This window comes from Streptomyces sp. NPDC057565, assembly GCF_042801455.1.
GTDB classification, from domain to species: domain Bacteria; phylum Actinomycetota; class Actinomycetes; order Streptomycetales; family Streptomycetaceae; genus Streptomyces; species Streptomyces yanii.
The window spans coordinates 306750-323639 of sequence record NZ_JBHVFU010000004.1; the positions used below are offsets into that span (position 1 = coordinate 306750).

A 16890-nucleotide genomic window follows, 5' to 3' on the forward strand; every position below is an offset into this window, starting at 1 on the left:
CGGGCCGGAAGGATTTTCCCGGGTGCCTGCCGCCCGCACGGCCCGAAAGCGCCGGAACAGGTGCTCAAGAGGCCGTTGCCTGAGCGGCCCCGGGATCGATGTGCGATCGGCCACACCGGGCCTCGCACCCGTTCCCGGAACCGGTTGCCCCTTCCATATCCCCGGGTGAGACGTGTCTCGTCCCTCCGTCACTGCAACGGAGCACTCCCGATGCCCCGTTAGTGTGGTTGGTCAGCCCACGTCCATCTGGAGGTTCCGCCGTGTCCCTGTCCGCCCTGTTGGCCGCAGCCCCGTCACCCGAGCCCGGCGGCTCGCTGGACGAAGCCGCCAAGCAGGCCGGCAACGCCGCGGGCTGGGTGGAGGAGAACTGGTCCACCTGGCTGAACACCGGTCTGCGCATCCTCCTCATCGCGGTCATCGCGGTCATGTTGCGCATCGCGATCCGCCGTGCTCTCACCAAACTCATCGAGCGGATGAACCGCAGCGCCCAAGCCGTCGAGGGCACCGCCCTCGGCGGCCTGCTGGTCAATGCGGAACGCCGCCGTCAGCGCTCCGAGGCCATCGGGTCCGTACTCCGTTCGGTCGCTTCGTTCCTGATCCTCGGTACGGCCGCCCTGATGATCCTGGGCGCCTTCAAGATCGATCTGGCGCCACTGCTCGCCTCCGCCGGTGTCGCCGGTGTGGCACTCGGTTTCGGTGCGCGCAACCTCGTCACCGACTTCCTCTCCGGTGTCTTCATGATCCTTGAGGACCAGTACGGCGTCGGGGACACCGTCGACGCGGGCGTCGCCTCCGGTGAGGTCATCGAGGTCGGTCTGCGGGTCACCAAGCTGCGCGGTGACAACGGTGAGATCTGGTACGTCCGCAACGGCGAGGTGAAGCGGATCGGCAACCTCAGCCAGGGCTGGTCGACCGCCGGGGTGAATGTGCAGGTACGCCCCACGGAGGACCTCGACCGGGTACGTACGGTGATCACCGAGGCCGCAGGGATGATGGCCAAGGAGGACCCGTGGAACGAGCGCCTGTGGGGTCCGGTGGAGATCCTCGGGCTGGACTCCGTGCTCCTGGACTCGATGACGGTCCGGGTGACGGCGAAGACGATGCCGGGCAAGTCGCTGAGCGTGGAGCGCGAGCTGCGCTGGCGGATCAAGCTGGCCTTCGACGAGGCGGGCATCCGGCTGGTCGGTGGCGTGCCGGCCCAGCCGGACGAGCCGTCGGCGGCGGACCCGACCGCCGGGATGGCTGCCCCGTCCGCGTACGCGTCGACGACATCCCCGCAGTCGCTGGCCGCGACGCCCATCACGCCGCCGAATCTGGCCAAGTAACACCACGGAACCACGGGCGCCCCGCCCGGCCCCTGAGGGCCGGCGGGGCGCCCTTCGGCGTGAAACGGGGGTTGAGCGGCAGGGGTGCGGCGATTGACACCGGGACGGGCCCCGGGCCGCAGCACAGGAGGTCAGGGCCGGGAGGCAGTTCTTTCCATGCCCGCCCGAGGGATACCGGGTGGCCGGGCCCGGGCAGCGCTCGCGCCCACCCGCCCCGCGGACGGCACGATCGGACTCGGCGCGCCACCGGTCGAACCGCTCCCGCCCACACCCGCCGATGCGGGCCCGCCTCGGCCCGAAAGCGCCTTCTCCGGCTCCCCTGATAACGCTTTGGTTGCCACCGGCGCTCTGCCCATTGACGGGTCGGTGACGTGCGCCATACCGTCCTCTCATCAAATAGGAAACTTTCCTAACAGAGGGCGGGTGCAGCACACATGGCCGGAACGACACCGGGAACCCCCCGCGTCCTGCGGGCCATGAACGACCGGGCCGCCCTCGATCTGCTGTTGGAACACGGCCCCCTCTCCCGGACCAGGATCGGGAAGCTGACGGGCCTCTCCAAGCCCACCGCCTCGCAGCTGCTGGCCCGTCTGGAGGCGGCCGGTCTGGTCGTCGCCACCGGCACCGTCGCGGGACGGCCCGGCCCCAATGCCCAGCTGTACGCGGTGAACGCCCGTGCCGCCCATGTAGCCGGTCTCGATGTGAACGCCCACCGGATCGTCGCCGCCGTCGCCGATGTGACCGGCGAGACGGTCGGCGAGTTCGAGCTGCGCACCCCCGGGCGGCGCGCCGACAGTGTGGTGCGGCAGGTGGCGGACGCGCTGGACGGCGCGGTCAAGGATGCCGGGCTGACCCGCTCCGACGTGCACCGTGTCGTCATCGGCACGCCGGGCGCCTTCGACCCCGGTACCGGGCGGCTGCGGTACGCCTCCCACCTGCCCGGCTGGCACTCCCCCACCCTGCTCGACGAACTGGCCGCCTTCCTGCCGATGCCGGTCGAGTACGAGAACGACGTGAACCTCGTCGCGATGGCCGAGCAGCGGCTCGGCGCGGCGCGCGGCCACGACGACTTCGTCCTGCTGTGGAACGAGGAGGGGCTCGGCGCCGCCCTGGTCATCGGCGGACGGCTGCACCGCGGCTTCACCGGCGGCGCCGGTGAGGTCGGTTTCCTGCCGGTGCCCGGTGTCCCGCTGGCCCGTCAGGTCACCAAGGCGAACTCGGGCGGCTTCCAGGAGCTGGCGGGCGCCCAGGTGCTGTCCCGGCTGGCCGGGGAGCTCGGCATCGACGACGAACTGACCCGCGCCACCGGTACCCATCACGAGATCGGGGCCGGCCTGATCACCCGGGCCGCCGCGGCCGCGGAGCAGGGCGAGGACGGCCCGTACGCCCGGCTCCTCGATCTGTTCGCCACCGGCCTCGCGACCGGTCTGGCCTCCATGGTCGCCGTACTCGACCCCGAACTCGTGGTGCTCTCCGGTGAGTTGATCGCCTCAGGCGGGGAACCGCTGCGCGCCCGGGTGCAGGGCGAGCTCGCCGAACTGGCGGCCTCCCGGCCCCGGCTGATCATCGGTGACGTCACGCGCAGGCCCGTACTGCGCGGGGCGCTGGAGAGCGCCCTCATCACCACCCGCGACGAAGTCTTCGACACGTCGCGCTGACCGCCCGCCCTTCGCACGTCCGTCCCTTCCTTGCCCCAACTCCTCACCGGGAGACACCGCCATGTCCGGAAACCGCCGGAAGACGGCCACCGCGCTCGCCGCGACCGCCGCGATATCCCTTCTCGTCTCCGCCTGTACCGGTCAGAGCAGCTCCGGTGCCCACGATGACGCGTCCAAGGAGACGACCATCAACTTCTGGCACGGCTGGAGTGCCCCGAACGAGGTCAAGGGAATTCAGGCAACCGTCGACGCCTTCGAGAAGGCGCACCCCAACATCCATGTGAAGGTCGTCGGCAACATGACCGACGACAAGATCAACCAGGCACTGCGGGCGGGCGGGTCCAAGGCCCCGGACGTGGTCTCCTCGTTCACCACGAACAATGTGGGCAAGTTCTGCTCGTCCAAGGCGCTCGTCGACCTGAATTCCTTCCTGAAGAAGGACGGGATCGACGCGGAGACGACGTTCCCGAAGGCGATGAACGAGTACACCCAGTTCAACGGGGTCCGCTGCACCCTGCCGCTGCTCGGGGACGCGTACGGGCTGTACTACAACAAGGACGCCTTCAAGGCCGCGGGTATCACTTCCCCGCCGAAGACCTGGTCGGAACTTGCCGCGGACGCAAAGAAACTGACGAAGACCAAGGGCGACTCGTACGAGCAGCTCGGCTTCATGCCGAACTACCACGGTTACGAGTCGACGACCGAGCACTACCTCGGCGGCTGGAGCCCGACGTACTTCGACGGCGACGGCAAGTCGAACATCGCCAAGGACCCGGCGTTCGCGTCGATGCTGACCACGCAGAAGAAGCTGGTCGACGACCTGGGCGGCTACGCGAAGCTGGAGAAGTTCCGCACCACGTTCGGTGACGAGTGGGGCGCCAAGCACCCGTTCCACACGGGCCAGGTGGCCATGCAGCTGGACGGCGAGTGGCGGCTCGGCATGGCCGAGGACACCGAGCCGAAGTTCGAGATCGGCGTGGCCCCGATGCCCGTCGCCGACGACGAGGCCGACACGTACGGCAAGGGCTACCTGACCGGCACCATCGCGGGCATCGCGGCCACCTCCGCCAAGCAGAACGCGGCGTGGGAGCTGGTGAAGTTCATGACGACCGACACCGACGCGGTGGTCGACTTCGCCAACGCCATTCACAACGTTCCGTCCACGCTGGCGGCGCTGAAGTCGCCGAAGCTGAAGTACGACCCGCGGTTCAAGACCTTCCTGGACATCGCCGCGAACCCGCAAAGCACCACCACCCCGCCCTCGGTGAACGGCGGCGCGTACCTGGTGTCCCTGCAGAACCTCGGATTCGACATCGAGAAGGGCAAGCAGAAGGACATCGAGGCGGGTCTGGAGAAGACCGCCGAGGAAATCGACGCGGCGATCGCACAGGCGAAGTAGAACCGCGATGAGCACGTACACACTCCGTTCGAAGCGCCGCCGCGCGGCGCTCCGGACGGCGGCCTTCATGTCGCCGTGGCTGATCGGGTTCTGCGTCTTCTTCGCCTACCCGCTGATCTCCACGCTCTATTTCTCCTTCACCCAGTACGACGGCTTCGCACCCCCGAAGTTCGACGGGCTGAAGAACTGGTCGTACGTCTTCAACGAGTACACGTTGTTCTGGCCCGCCCTGCGGAACACGCTGTGGCTGGTCGTGGTCATGGTCAGCTGCCGGGTCGTCTTCGGTCTCGGCGTCGGTCTGCTGATCACCCGGATCAAAACGGGTACGGGCGTCTTTCGGACCCTGTTCTACCTGCCGTACCTGGCGCCGCCGGTCGCGGCGACCCTGGGCTTCGTCTTCCTGCTCAACCCGGGTACGGGGCCGGTCAATTCACTCCTCGGTGAGCTGGGGCTGCCCACGCCGGGCTGGTTCACCGACGCCGCCTGGTCCAAGCCGGCCCTGACCGCGCTCGCGGTCTGGGGGGTGGGCGACCTGATGGTGATCTTCATGGCCGCACTGCTCGACGTGCCCAAGGAGCAGTACGAGGCGGCGGAGCTGGACGGGGCGACCGCGTACCAGCGGTTCCGCTTCGTCACGCTGCCGAACATCTCACCGATCGTGATGTTCGCCGTGGTCACCGGGATCATCCAGACGATGCAGTACTACACCCAGCCGCTCGTGGCCGGAAAGGTCGCCTCGGGGGTGATGGGCGGCTCCGGGCAGCAGTTCGAACCGGGCTATCCCGACAAGTCGACACTGACGCTTCCGCAGCTCGTCTACAACCTCGGTTTCCAGCGTTTCGACTACGGCTCCGCCTGTGTGGTCGCGCTCGTTCTCTTCGTACTCGCCATGGCGTTCACCGCACTGCTGATGCGGCGCCGCAGCGGGCTGATCCAGGCAGGTGAGTGACGTGGCGCAGGCTCTCGACACCCTCAAGGCCACCGACCCGTCGGCCGGACCGGTCACCCCGGCCGAGCGCGTCGCACGCCGCAAGGCGCTGCTGAACTGGATCGCCGTGCACGCGCTCGGCGTCGCGGCCGCGCTCTTCTTCGTGCTGCCGTTCGTCTTCCTGTTCCTCACCTCTGTGATGAGCGACCAGCAGGCGCTGACCCGGGATCTGTGGCCGCACCCCTTCGAGTGGAGCAACTACCGCAAGGTGTTCGACACCCCGGGCTTCCTGACCTGGTGGAAGAACACCCTGCTGTACGCGGGGCTCGGCACCGTCCTCACAGTCGTGTCGTCGCTGCCCGTGGCGTACGCGCTCGCCAAGTTCCGCTTCCGCGGCCGGCATCTGTCTCTGATGCTCGTCATCTCGATGATGATGCTGCCGCCGCAGGTCGTCGTCATCCCGATGTATCTGTTCTGGGCGAAGCAGCTGGACATGTCCGGCACGCTCTGGCCGCTGATCATCCCGATGGCCTTCGGCGACGCGTTCTCCATCTTCCTGCTGCGGCAGTTCCTGCTGACCATCCCGAACGAGTACCTCGACGCGGCGAAGGTCGACGGCTGCGGCGAACTGCGCACCCTGCTCAAGGTGGTGCTGCCGATGGCCAGGCCGGGTATCGCCGCCGTCGCACTGTTCCAGTTCTTCTACGCCTGGAACGACTACTTCGGTCCGCAGATCTACGCCTCCGAGAACCCGGCCGCCTGGACCCTCAGTTACGGCCTGGAATCCTTCAAGGGCGCACACCACACCGACTGGAACCTGACCATGGCCGCGACCGTACTGGTCATGGCCCCCGTGATCCTCGTGTTCTTCCTCGCTCAGAAGGCATTTGTCGAGGGCGTCACACTGACCGGAGTAAAGGGCTGACCTATGAAGCTCGCAGTAGTTGGTGGCGGGTCCACCTACACCCCTGAACTGATCGACGGATTCGCCCGGCTGCGGGACACGCTGCCCATCGAGGAGCTCGTGCTCGTCGACCCGGCGGCCGACCGTCTCGACCTCGTCGGCGGTCTCGCCCAGCGGATCTTCGCCAAGCAGGGCCACCCGGGGCGGATCATCACCACCTCGGACATCGACGCGGGCGTCGCCGACGCCGACGCGGTCCTGCTGCAGTTGCGCGTGGGCGGCCAGGCCGCCCGCAATCAGGACGAGACATGGCCGCTGGAGTGCGGCTGCATCGGCCAGGAGACCACCGGGGCCGGCGGCCTCGCCAAGGCGCTGCGCACCGTCCCGGTCGTCCTCGACATCGCCGAGCGGGTCCGTCGTACCAACCCCGACGCGTGGATCATCGACTTCACCAATCCGGTCGGGATCGTGACCCGGGCGCTGCTCCAGGCCGGCCACAAGGCCGTCGGTCTGTGCAACGTGGCGATCGGCTTCCAGCGGAAATTCGCCAGGCTGCTCGACGTCACCCCCGGTGAGGTGCACCTCGACCATGTCGGGCTCAACCACCTGACGTGGGAGCTCGGGGTGCGGCTCGGCGGCCCCGACGGCGAGAACGTCCTGCCGAAGCTGCTCGCCGAGCACGGCGACGCGATCGCCGGCGATCTGCGCATGCCCCGGGCGATCGTCGACCGGCTCGGCGTCGTCCCCTCGTACTACCTGCGGTACTTCTACGCCCACGACGAGGTCGTACGGGAGCTCGGCACCAAGCCGTCCCGGGCGGCGGAGGTCGCCGCGATGGAGAAGGAACTCCTCGCCATGTACGGCGACCCTGCGCTGGACGAGAAGCCCGCGCTGCTCGCCAAGCGCGGCGGCGCGTTCTACTCGGAGGCGGCCGTGGACCTGGCGTCCTCGCTGCTGGGCTCGGGCGGCTCGGCGGTGCAGGTCGTCAATACGTACAACAAGGGGACGCTGCCGTTCCTGCCGGACGACGCGGTGATCGAGGTGCAGGCCCGGGTCGACGGCACGGGGGCGACGCCGCTCGCCGTGCCGGAGCTGGACCCGCTGTACGCGGGGCTGATCGCCAACGTGACGGCGTACGAGGACCTCGCCCTGGAAGCCGCCTTGCGCGGCGGCCGGGACCGGGTGTTCAAGGCGCTGCTCGCCCACCCCCTGATCGGCCAGTTCGAGTACGCCGAGGCGCTCACCGACAAGCTGATCGCGCACAACCGGGAGCACCTCGCGTGGGCGTGAACGCTGCGGTCCTCGCCATCGACGCGGGGAACAGCAAGACCGATGTGGCCCTGATCGGACCGGACGGAACGCTGCTGAGCGCCGTACGCGGAGGCGGCTTCCAGCCGCCGGCCGTCGGCATCGACGTGGCCGTGGACGTCCTGGCCTCGGCGATCGGCGAGGCGCTGGCGAAAGCGCGGGCGTTCAGCGAGCCCGTGGACTCCGTCGCGCATGTGTCGGCGTGTCTGGCCAATGCCGATCTCCCGGTCGAGGAACAGGCGCTCGCCGCGGCGCTGCGGGCCCGTGACTGGGGCCGCACGGTGGAGGTCCGCAACGACACGTTCGCGATACTGCGTGCCGGGGTCGACGAGCCCCGGGGCGTGGCCGTCGTCTGCGGTGCGGGGATCAACTGTGTCGGCATGGTGCCGGACGGGCGGACCGCGCGCTTCCCCGCCATCGGCCGGATCTCCGGTGACTGGGGCGGCGGTTCGGGGCTCGCCGAGGAGGCCATGTGGTTCGCCGCGCGGGCCGAGGACGGGCGCGGCGAACCGACCGAACTGGCGCGCACCCTGCCCGCGCACTTCGGGCTCGACTCGATGTACGCGCTGATCGAGGCGCTGCACCTGGGACACATCGAGTTCGAGCGGCGGCACGAGCTGACGCCGGTGCTGTTCGCGACCGGTGCGGCCGGGGACCCGGTGGCGCGCGGTCTCGTGCACCGGCTGGCGGAGGAGGTCGTCGCGATGGCGTCGGTCGCGCTGACCCGCCTCGGGCTGCTGGACGAGGAGGCACCGGTGGTCCTGGGCGGCAGCGTGCTGGCGGCGCGCCACCCGCAGCTGGACGACCGGATCGCCGAGCTCCTCGCGGCACGCGCGCCGAAGGCGGTGGTCCGGGTCGTGCAGGAGCCGCCGGTGCTGGGTGCCGGACTGCTGGGGCTGGACCACACGGGGGCTGCGCCGGAGGTGCACAGCAGGCTGCGTGCGCAGTACGGCTGACACCTCGACAGACGGGCACCGAGGAGGCGTCCTGCAGCGATCAGGCCGCAGGACGCCCCTTGCGTAAGGGAACCGATCAGTTGTCCCGAACGTGTTCATGGGTGGGGAGATCGGTCCGCTTCGGGGATTGCTCCGCCGATTCGTCTTGATCGGCGGCGCCTGCCTTGATCGAATGCGTGGTGCATCGTGGGCCGATGCACGATCCAGGCGTTCCTGGTGTGGATGTCGGTCCCTGCGGCCATACTTCTGGCCGGGTGCCAGTCCTCTGATCGGCCGGGGGAACGGCCACCGTCAGCGATCGAGGGGGAGGTCACGTGACATACCCGCCGAATGTACGCACGGCGCCGGACCACGTGCCGGCCCAGCCGCCCGTGCCCGCTTCCGTGCCCGCGCCGCAGGGTGGCGCCTGGTCCGAGCCGGCGGCGCGGCTGCGCGCCGCGGCGACGACCGAGCCGGGCAGGCTCCAGATCATCGGGGCCGTACTGGCGGCGCTCGTCGTCGCGTTCGGGGCCGTGACGGCGATCGAGGTCTCCGACCGGGCGGCCGCCACCGACGACGTGGTGAGCCGCAGTCAGCCGCTGAGCGCCGAGGCGGCGAGCATCTACCGCTCCCTGGCCGATGCCGACACCGCCGCGGCCAGCGGGTTCCTGGCGGGGGCGCAGGAACCGCGCGACGTCCGCGAGCGGTACGAGAAGGACATCGAGGACGCGTCCCGACTGCTGGTGAAGGCGGCGTCCACCACGGACGCCACGTCGCCGTCCGGCCAGGAGATCGCCACGCTCAACCAGGAACTCCCGCGGTACACCGGCCTGGTCGAGCGGGCCCGCGCCAACAACCGGCAGGGGCTGCCGCTGGGCGGCGCCTACCTCCGGTACGCGAACCAGAAGATGTCCAAGGAGCTCCTCCCCGCCGCCGAGCGCCTCTACACGGCGGAGACCGGACGGCTCGACCAGGACTACGACTCCGCGCGAGCCTGGCCGTTCTTCTCGCTGGGTCTCGGTGTCGTCGCGCTGGGCGCGCTGTTCTGGGCGCAGCGGCGCAACTACCGCAGGACGAACCGGGTCTTCAATCACGGGCTGCTCGCCGCGACCGCCGCGTCCACCGTGCTGATGCTGTGGCTGGCGGTCGGACACACGGTCGCACGCACCGAACTGCAGGACGCCGATGTGCACGGGCAGCAGTCGCTCGATGTGCTCAACCAGGCACGGATCAACTCGCTGAAGGCACGCGCCAATGAGCTCCTGACCGTGGTCGCCCGCGGCGCGGTGCTCACCGCCGACGGCAGGAACGACAAGTACGAGACCGACTACACCACGGGCATGAAGGCCCTCGGCGATGAGCTGGGGAAGGCCGGGAAGCTCGCCGACGACTCCCAGGGGAGCGGGCCGGTGGCGAACGCCATCAGCGGTGTCTCCGAGTGGCAGACCCGCCACCGGACCGCCCGCAAGACCGACGACAACGGCGACTACGAGGGCGCGCTGAAGCAGATCATCGGGGCGAAGGACTCCACCGGGGAGTCCTTCAACCGGGTGGACGACGCACTGGAGCAGGCACTCGCCCATGAACAGGGCGAGTTCACCCGGGCCGCGAAGGACGGGCGCGGGGCGCTCGGCGGGCTGCCGGCCGGGGCGGCGGCTCTCGCCGCGCTGGCCGCGGTCGCCGCGATCATCGGGGTCAACCGCAGGCTGTCGGAGTACCGGTGAGAGGGGGAACGATGACCAGGACAGGTTCCACCCGGGCCCGACTGCGCGGCTGGGGCGGGGTGACGGGGATGGCCGTGGCCTGCGCGGTGACGGCCTCGCTCACCCTGCTGCCGCTCTCGCACGGCGGCATCGACTCCTTCGGCGTCGGTGTCTCCGGGCCGGGTACGGCGACGGCGGTGCCCGCCCGGGCCGACGACTGCAAGGACCCGGAGGCGAGCCTGCAGCCGTCGAGCGCCGACGGACCGAGCATCGCGAAGATCAAGGCGCGCGGGAAGCTGATCGCCGGGGTCGACCAGAACAGTTTTCGCTGGGGCTACCGCAATCCGGAGACGGGCAGGCTCGAAGGCTTCGACATCGATCTGGTGCGGGCCATCGCGCAGGACATCCTGGGCGACCCCGACAAGGTGATCTTCCGGGCGATCCCCACCAACCAGCGCATCGCCGCCCTGGAGAACGACAAGGTCGACGTCGTCGTGCGAACGATGACGATCAACTGCGGCCGGCTCGACCAGGTTTCCTTCTCCACCGCCTACTTCCAGGCCGGGCAGCAGGTCCTCGCACCGAAGGACTCACCGATCACGGGATACGACAAGTCCCTGGCCGGCAAGCGGGTCTGCACCGCGGAGGGCTCCACGGCCTACGAGGCGCTGGAGAAACAGTCCTTCGGTGCGGTCTTCAAGGACGAGCACGACGGCACGGAGGCGGACGAGGACCGGCTCACCGTCCCCAACCAGCTGGACTGCCTGGTCCGGCTGCAGCTGGGCGAGGTCGACGCGGTGGTCACGGACAACGCGCTGGCGGCGGGCCAGGCCGCCCAGGATCCGGCCGTCGTCCTCAAGGGCGACAAGCCGTTCACCACCGAGTACTACGGCGTGGCCACGAAGCACGGCGCGAACGACCTGGTGGCCCGGGTCAACCAGGTGCTGGTCGATTACCGCAGGGGTGGTGCGGACAGCCCCTGGATGGTGTCGTACCGGAAGTGGCTGGCGACCGGACTGCCCGGCATCACGGCGCCGCCTGCGCCCAAGTACCGGAGCAATTAGTCCTTGATCCCGCCGGGTCCGCCCGACGGGGAGAGCGAAGAGGTGATCGATGGGCGTCGCGGGCCCCTTCCCCGGCTATGCGGGGAGGCCCCCCGGCCCGGTCATGGACCGGGACGAGGCGGACCGTGCGCTGGCCCGGCTCGGCGCGGAGCACGAGGCGATCGAGACCTCGCTCCTCGCCCTGCAGGACCATGCGGGCCGCCGGCTCCTGGAGGGCGCCGATCTGACCGGTGTCACCAAGGAGCGCTGGGCCGCCACCGAGCAGTCGATCACGCTGCTGTGGGGGTATTTCGACGCCTACGCCGGGGCGATCGACGCGGCACGTGAGATACGGGCCAGGCGTCGCTCCCCCAACCGTGACGACCTGCTGGCGCTGACCGAACTTCTGCGCGGCCAGGGCGTCACGGTGGCGTCCACCGCCACCCGGCCCGATCCGTCGATCACCGGTCCGGCCAAACTCTCCGAGCGGTTCACGCTGGAGGAGCTGGTCGCCCGGATGAACGAGCTGTATGCGCGCTCACTGGACATGGTCGTCGCCTCCGACTCCGTATGGTCCGCGCTGCCCGCCCGGATAGATCTGCTCGCCGCCGAGCTGCGCCGGACTCGTTCGCTGGCGCACTCCGTCGGCGTACGTCCCGGGGAGCACCCGGCGGGCGACGACCTGGAGTCGATCACCCATGAGCTGGCCACGCTGCGGGTCCAGGTGATCTCCGACCCGCTGGCGTTCTGGCTGCCGGGCCCCGGCAGCGCGGCGCCCGGCGGCGGACGTCCGGACACGACGCGCTACGACCGGGCGGCCCGCGCACTGGACGACGTGCGGCGGGAGATCGAGGCGGTGCTCGCGGTCCGCCAGGACGCCGAGCAGCGCCTGGTCCACCTGCGCGACCTGCTCTCCCGCGCGGACCGCACGCTGGCCGAGGCCCGGTCGGCGCGCGGCGAGGTGCTGGCGAAGATCGCCGCGACCGAGGTGCCCGCGGTCAGCGGTCCGCCGACCGCACTGCAGGAGCGGCTGGCCACTGCGTCGGAGTACCGCAGGCACGCCCAGTGGCACCGGCTCTCCCCGCTGCTGGACTCGCTGGAGCGGGAGGCGGAGGACGAGCTGCTGCGGGCCCGCGAGTCGCTGTCGGCGGTCACCGCGCCGCTGGCGGTCCGGGCGGAGCTGCGTGGCCGGCTGGACGCGTACAAGGCGAAGGTCGCCCGGCACGGGCTGGCGGAGGACCCGGTGCTGATCGAGCGGTACGACGCGGCGCGCCGGATGCTGTGGAGCGCCCCGTGCGATCTGCGGGTCGCGGGGCAGGCGGTGCTGCGCTATCAGGAGGCGGTGGCGGAACTGCTCGACGTCCGACGGACGTCCGCACCGGAGGACCGGCGATGAGTACGCGTAGGCGTGCGTGCAAGGTGAACGGGCCGCTGCGGCGGCGGGGCGAACAGGGGGACCGACCATGAGTACGCAGTGCCAGCGCCCCGCGTGCGAAGGCAATTACGAGGACATGGGCGGCGGTGAGCTGTACTGCGACACCTGCGGTCTGGCCCCGGTCGTCTCACCGATGGGGTCTTCCCTGTTCGAGCGCGGCCGAGAACTCGGGGATGGCATGGTGAGCTCGCCGCCCACGGGCATCGCGGTCGGCAAGGGGGGCAACAGCAGTTCGGCGCGAAGCAGTTCACGGTCATCGTCCCGGGCGTCGTCGCGCTCCTCGTCCCGCTCGTCGACCTCGCGGCGTTCGGTCTCGGGGCGGCTCTCACGGTCCCTGTCGGGGACCTCCACGGCCCGCTCGGTGTCGGTGCGTTCCTCCGGCGCGTCGTCGGGCGCTTCCGGGCGCAATCGGCTGGGCGCCGGTCTGGTGCAGGTGCCGGACGTGCCGCGGCCCGACCCGCATTCCGCGGTGATGGAGAACCCGGAGGTGCCGGAGCGGAAGCGGTTCTGTTCGCGTTCCGACTGCGGGGCCCCGGTGGGACGGTCGCGCGGCGAACGACCGGGACGCACCGAGGGGTTCTGCACCAAGTGCGGCCACCCGTACTCCTTCGTACCGAAGCTGCAGGGTGGCGACATCGTGCACGGCCAGTACGAGGTGGCGGGCTGTCTGGCGCACGGCGGGCTCGGCTGGGTCTATCTCGCGGTGGACCGTGCTGTCTCGGACCGCTGGGTGGTCCTCAAGGGGCTGCTGGACACCGGCGACCAGGACGCCATGGCGGCCGCGATCTCGGAGCGCCGCTTCCTCGCCGAGATCGAGCACTCCAATATCGTCCGGATCTACAACTTCGTCGAGCACCTCGACCAGCGCACCGGTTCGCTCGACGGCTACATCGTGATGGAGTACGTCGGCGGCAAGGCGCTCAAGGAGATCGCGAACGAACGCCGCACCCCGGCGGGGAAGCGGGATCCGCTGCCCGTCGAGCAGGCGTGCGCGTACGGCATCGAAGCGCTGGAGGCGCTCGGTCATCTGCACAGCCGCAATCTGCTGTACTGCGACTTCAAGGTCGACAACGCGATCCAGACCGAGGACCAGCTGAAGCTGATCGACATGGGCGCGGTGCGCAGGATGGACGACGAGGAGTCGGCCATCTACGGCACGGTGGGGTACCAGGCGCCGGAGGTCGCGGAGGTCGGACCGTCGGTCGCCTCCGATCTGTACACGGTGGCGCGGACGCTCGCGGTGCTCACCTTCGACTTCCAGGGGTACACGAACGTCTTCGTGGACTCGCTGCCGGACCCGGACAACATCGAGGTGTTCCGGACGTACGAGTCGTTCTACCGGCTCCTGGTCCGGGCCACGGACCCGGATCCGGCGCGGCGGTTCGCCTCGGCGTCGGAGATGGCGGAGCAGCTGACGGGGGTGTTGCGGGAGGTCGTGGCGTTGCAGACGGGGCGTCCGCGGCCGGCCCTGTCGACGCTGTTCGGTACGGAACTACGGGTGACGGACACGAAGTTGTTCGCCGAGCTGACGGGCGATGTGTCGCGGCTCGGGGTACGGGCGGAGCCGGCCGGGCGGCGGAAGGGGAAGGGGTCGGGGTCGGGGTCGGGTGGATCCGGGGTTCCGGTCGCAGCGGCTCTGGCCGCCAGGACTCCGGCTGCGCCGGAGGCGGTGGGGCACGCGGTGCCGAGTGTGCCGGGGCAGCGGACTCCGGGGGCTGCCCCGCTGTCGGCGCCTCCCACGCACGTCCGGGGCGGTAACGGAACCCCGGCCGCCCTCCCGTACGCGCAGACCCGGGCGACCGTTCCGGCACCGCGGCCGGCGCCCGCCGATCCGGGCACGCTCCCGGGGACGTACGCCTCGGCCGGCCCCCGGCTGGCCGGGCTCGACGCACGGGCCACCTCACTCGCGCTGCCCGTCCCCCGGGTCGACGCGAGCGACCCCAATGCGGGATTCCTCGCCGGCGTGATGACGTCCGCACCCTCCGAACTGATTGCCGCACTGCAGTCGGTTCCCGCCGCCTCGTTGGAGACCCGGCTGCGCGAGCTGCGCGCCCGCCTGGAGCTGAACGAACCCGGGGCCGCCGTACAGACGCTGACGGGTCTGGAGGCGCTGCACGCGGACGACTGGCGGGTCGTCTGGTACCGCGGGATCACCTCGCTGGTGACCGGGGACAACGCGACGGCCGCGCTGTCGTTCGACGCGGTCTACGACGCGTTCCCCGGGGAACCCGCGCCCAAGCTGGCGCTGGGCATCTGTGCGGAGGTCCTCGGCCAGCTGGACAACGCCGCCGAGTACTACCACCTGGTGTGGACGACCGATCCGAGCTTCGTCAGCGCCGCGTTCGGTCTGGCCCGGGTGCAGATCGCCGCCGGGGACCGGGCCGGGGCCGTGCGGACGCTGGAGTCCGTGCCCGAGGCGTCGATCCACTACACGGCGGCCCGGGTCGCCGCCGTGCGGGCCCGGCTGCGCGAGCGCGCCCCGCACGAGCCGCTGATCGCCGATCTGACGGCGGCCGCCGACCAGGTGACCGGGCTGCAGAATTTCGGGCTGGACGCGGTGCGCCGCGAGCAGTTGTCGACGGAGGTGCTGGGGACGGCGCTGGACTGGGTACTCTCCGGGAGTCCCACGGCCCAGCCGACGACTCCGCAGTCGCCGTCGCAGTCGCATGGGCCTGCCGGGCCGAGAATGCTGCTCGGCAGTGAGTTGGACGAACGCGGCCTGCGTTTCGGCCTGGAGCGTTCGTACCGGATGCTCGCCCGGCTTGCACAGCGCGGCGACGAGAGGATCGAACTGGTGGAGCGGGCCAACCGTTTCCGCCCCCGGACGTGGGTGTGAAGATGTCGCGGATGCACCAGGAGACCGCCTTGTCGAGGTGTCCCAACTGCGAGGAGCCGCTGGAATCGGGCGACCTGTTCTGCGGCGCGTGCGGGTACGACCTGTCGGTCGTACCCGCGCCGCCGGAAGACCGCCCGACCGTCGCGATCACCGTGCCGGTGACCGGTGCGCACGGGACCGGTGCGCCGGTGGCCGGTCCGGGCGGGCACACCGCGGCGGCCTCCGATTCGGTGGAGTGGTCGGCCGCGTCCGCCGCCGACCGGTCGGAGCCGTCCGGCCAGGCCGGTCCGCCCGCCGGAGTCCGTTTCGACTCGCCGGGCGGATCGGACGACTTCGAACTGGCCGCGCCCGCGGCACCCGTCGCTCCCGATCCCCGTACCACCGGCGCCGCCCCGGAGCAGGAACGCACGGCGGGCACCAAGCTGTGCGTGGCCTGCCGCGCCGGTCATGTCGACACCGACGGCTACTGCGAGAACTGCGGCCACGCCCAGCCCCGCGAGCGCGACCACATGGAGCAGGAGCTCGGTTCGGTGGCGGCCGTCAGCGATCGCGGTCTGCGCCATCACCGCAACGAGGACTCGTTCGCGGTGTCGACGACCGCCCTGCCGGACGGCTCCCCGGCCGTCGTCGCGATCGTCTGCGACGGCGTCTCCTCGGCGAGCCGCCCCGACGAGGCCTCGGCCGCCGCCGCGGCGGCGGCCAACGAGGCGCTGCTGGAGTCGCTGCCGCGCGGCGCCAACCCGCAGCAGGCGATGCACGACGCGATCGTCGCGGCGGCCGAGTCGGTCAACGCGCTGGCCCACGACGACGGCCGGGCCATGGAGCACGATCCGCACCACCACACGAACGCCCCGGCGTGCACCCTCGTCGGCGCGATCAGCGCCGGTGGGCTCCTGGTCGTCGGCTGGGTCGGCGACAGCCGCGTCTACTGGGTGCCGGACGACCGCACTCACCCTCCCGCACGCCTCACCGAGGACGACTCCTGGGCCGCGCAGATGGTGGCGGCGGGCCTGATGAACGAGGCGGAGGCGTACGCGGACGAGCGCGCCCACGCCATCACGGGCTGGCTCGGCGCCGACGCGTACGAACTGGAGCCGCACACCGCTTCGTTCAAACCGGACCGGCCGGGTCTGGTCGTGGTGTGCACGGACGGCCTGTGGAACTACGCGGAATCGGCGGCCGAGATGGCCGCCGCGGTACCGGCCGATGCGCACGAACGTCCGCTGCACGGCGCCCAGGTCCTGGTGGGTCACGCGCTGGACGGTGGGGGCCACGACAACGTAACAGTGGCTCTGCTGCCGTTCGCCGTGCCGTCACCAGGGGCAGGATCGGCGTAACGGCCCCACGTCCGGTACTGCCCGCGCCCTTGTCCGCTGCGACTTTTGCCAGCTCTGCCACCTCTGCCAGGAGCCGATC

Annotated in this window: 12 protein-coding genes; all 12 read left to right on the forward strand. The window is 70.6% G+C overall.

The window, feature by feature from the left end:
• Positions 1-260: 260 nt before the first annotated feature.
• The 12 genes from ACFU8W_RS11415 (at position 261) to ACFU8W_RS11470 (ending at position 16811) form a co-directional block, all read left to right on the forward strand.
• The gene (locus tag ACFU8W_RS11415) at positions 261-1325 is read left to right on the forward strand and encodes a mechanosensitive ion channel family protein (RefSeq protein WP_384034847.1); all 1065 of its coding nucleotides are present in this window, start codon (positions 261-263) and stop codon (positions 1323-1325) included.
• Between the two features lie 434 nt (positions 1326-1759).
• Positions 1760-2983 (forward strand): ROK family protein, encoded by a 1224-nt coding sequence (locus ACFU8W_RS11420; RefSeq protein WP_384034850.1) that lies wholly within the window; start codon positions 1760-1762, stop codon positions 2981-2983.
• Between the two features lie 61 nt (positions 2984-3044).
• Entirely contained in the window at positions 3045-4382 is a 1338-nt protein-coding gene (locus ACFU8W_RS11425; protein WP_384034853.1) for an ABC transporter substrate-binding protein, read from the forward strand.
• Positions 4383-4389: 7 nt separating this feature from the next.
• A complete protein-coding gene (locus ACFU8W_RS11430; protein ID WP_384034855.1) occupies positions 4390-5331 on the forward strand; it encodes a carbohydrate ABC transporter permease in 942 nt (313 codons plus the stop codon).
• Position 5332: 1 nt separating this feature from the next.
• On the forward strand, positions 5333-6235 hold the full coding sequence (locus tag ACFU8W_RS11435; RefSeq protein WP_384034858.1) for a carbohydrate ABC transporter permease: 903 nt from the start codon (positions 5333-5335) through the stop codon (positions 6233-6235).
• Between the two features lie 3 nt (positions 6236-6238).
• Entirely contained in the window at positions 6239-7504 is a 1266-nt protein-coding gene (locus ACFU8W_RS11440) for a 6-phospho-beta-glucosidase (RefSeq protein ID WP_384034861.1), read from the forward strand.
• A complete protein-coding gene (locus ACFU8W_RS11445) occupies positions 7495-8478 on the forward strand; it encodes an N-acetylglucosamine kinase (protein ID WP_384034863.1) in 984 nt (327 codons plus the stop codon). Before ACFU8W_RS11440 ends, ACFU8W_RS11445 begins: the two co-directional genes overlap by 10 nt.
• Before the next feature lie 371 nt (positions 8479-8849).
• Positions 8850-10181: a hypothetical protein gene (locus ACFU8W_RS11450; RefSeq protein WP_384035345.1), complete on the forward strand. Its 1332-nt coding sequence runs from the start codon at positions 8850-8852 to the stop codon at positions 10179-10181.
• Between the two features lie 11 nt (positions 10182-10192).
• Positions 10193-11224 (forward strand): glutamate ABC transporter substrate-binding protein, encoded by a 1032-nt coding sequence (locus ACFU8W_RS11455; RefSeq protein ID WP_384034866.1) that lies wholly within the window; start codon positions 10193-10195, stop codon positions 11222-11224.
• Positions 11225-11273: 49 nt separating this feature from the next.
• Complete coding sequence (locus tag ACFU8W_RS11460) at positions 11274-12599, forward strand: hypothetical protein (protein WP_384034869.1); 1326 nt, start codon at positions 11274-11276, stop codon at positions 12597-12599.
• A gap of 67 nt (positions 12600-12666) precedes the next feature.
• Positions 12667-15474, forward strand: coding sequence for a tetratricopeptide repeat protein (locus ACFU8W_RS11465; protein WP_384034872.1), 2808 nt, complete (start codon positions 12667-12669; stop codon positions 15472-15474).
• Complete coding sequence (locus tag ACFU8W_RS11470; protein ID WP_384035348.1) at positions 15471-16811, forward strand: PP2C family serine/threonine-protein phosphatase; 1341 nt, start codon at positions 15471-15473, stop codon at positions 16809-16811. Before ACFU8W_RS11465 ends, ACFU8W_RS11470 begins: the two co-directional genes overlap by 4 nt.
• Positions 16812-16890: the final 79 nt, after the last annotated feature.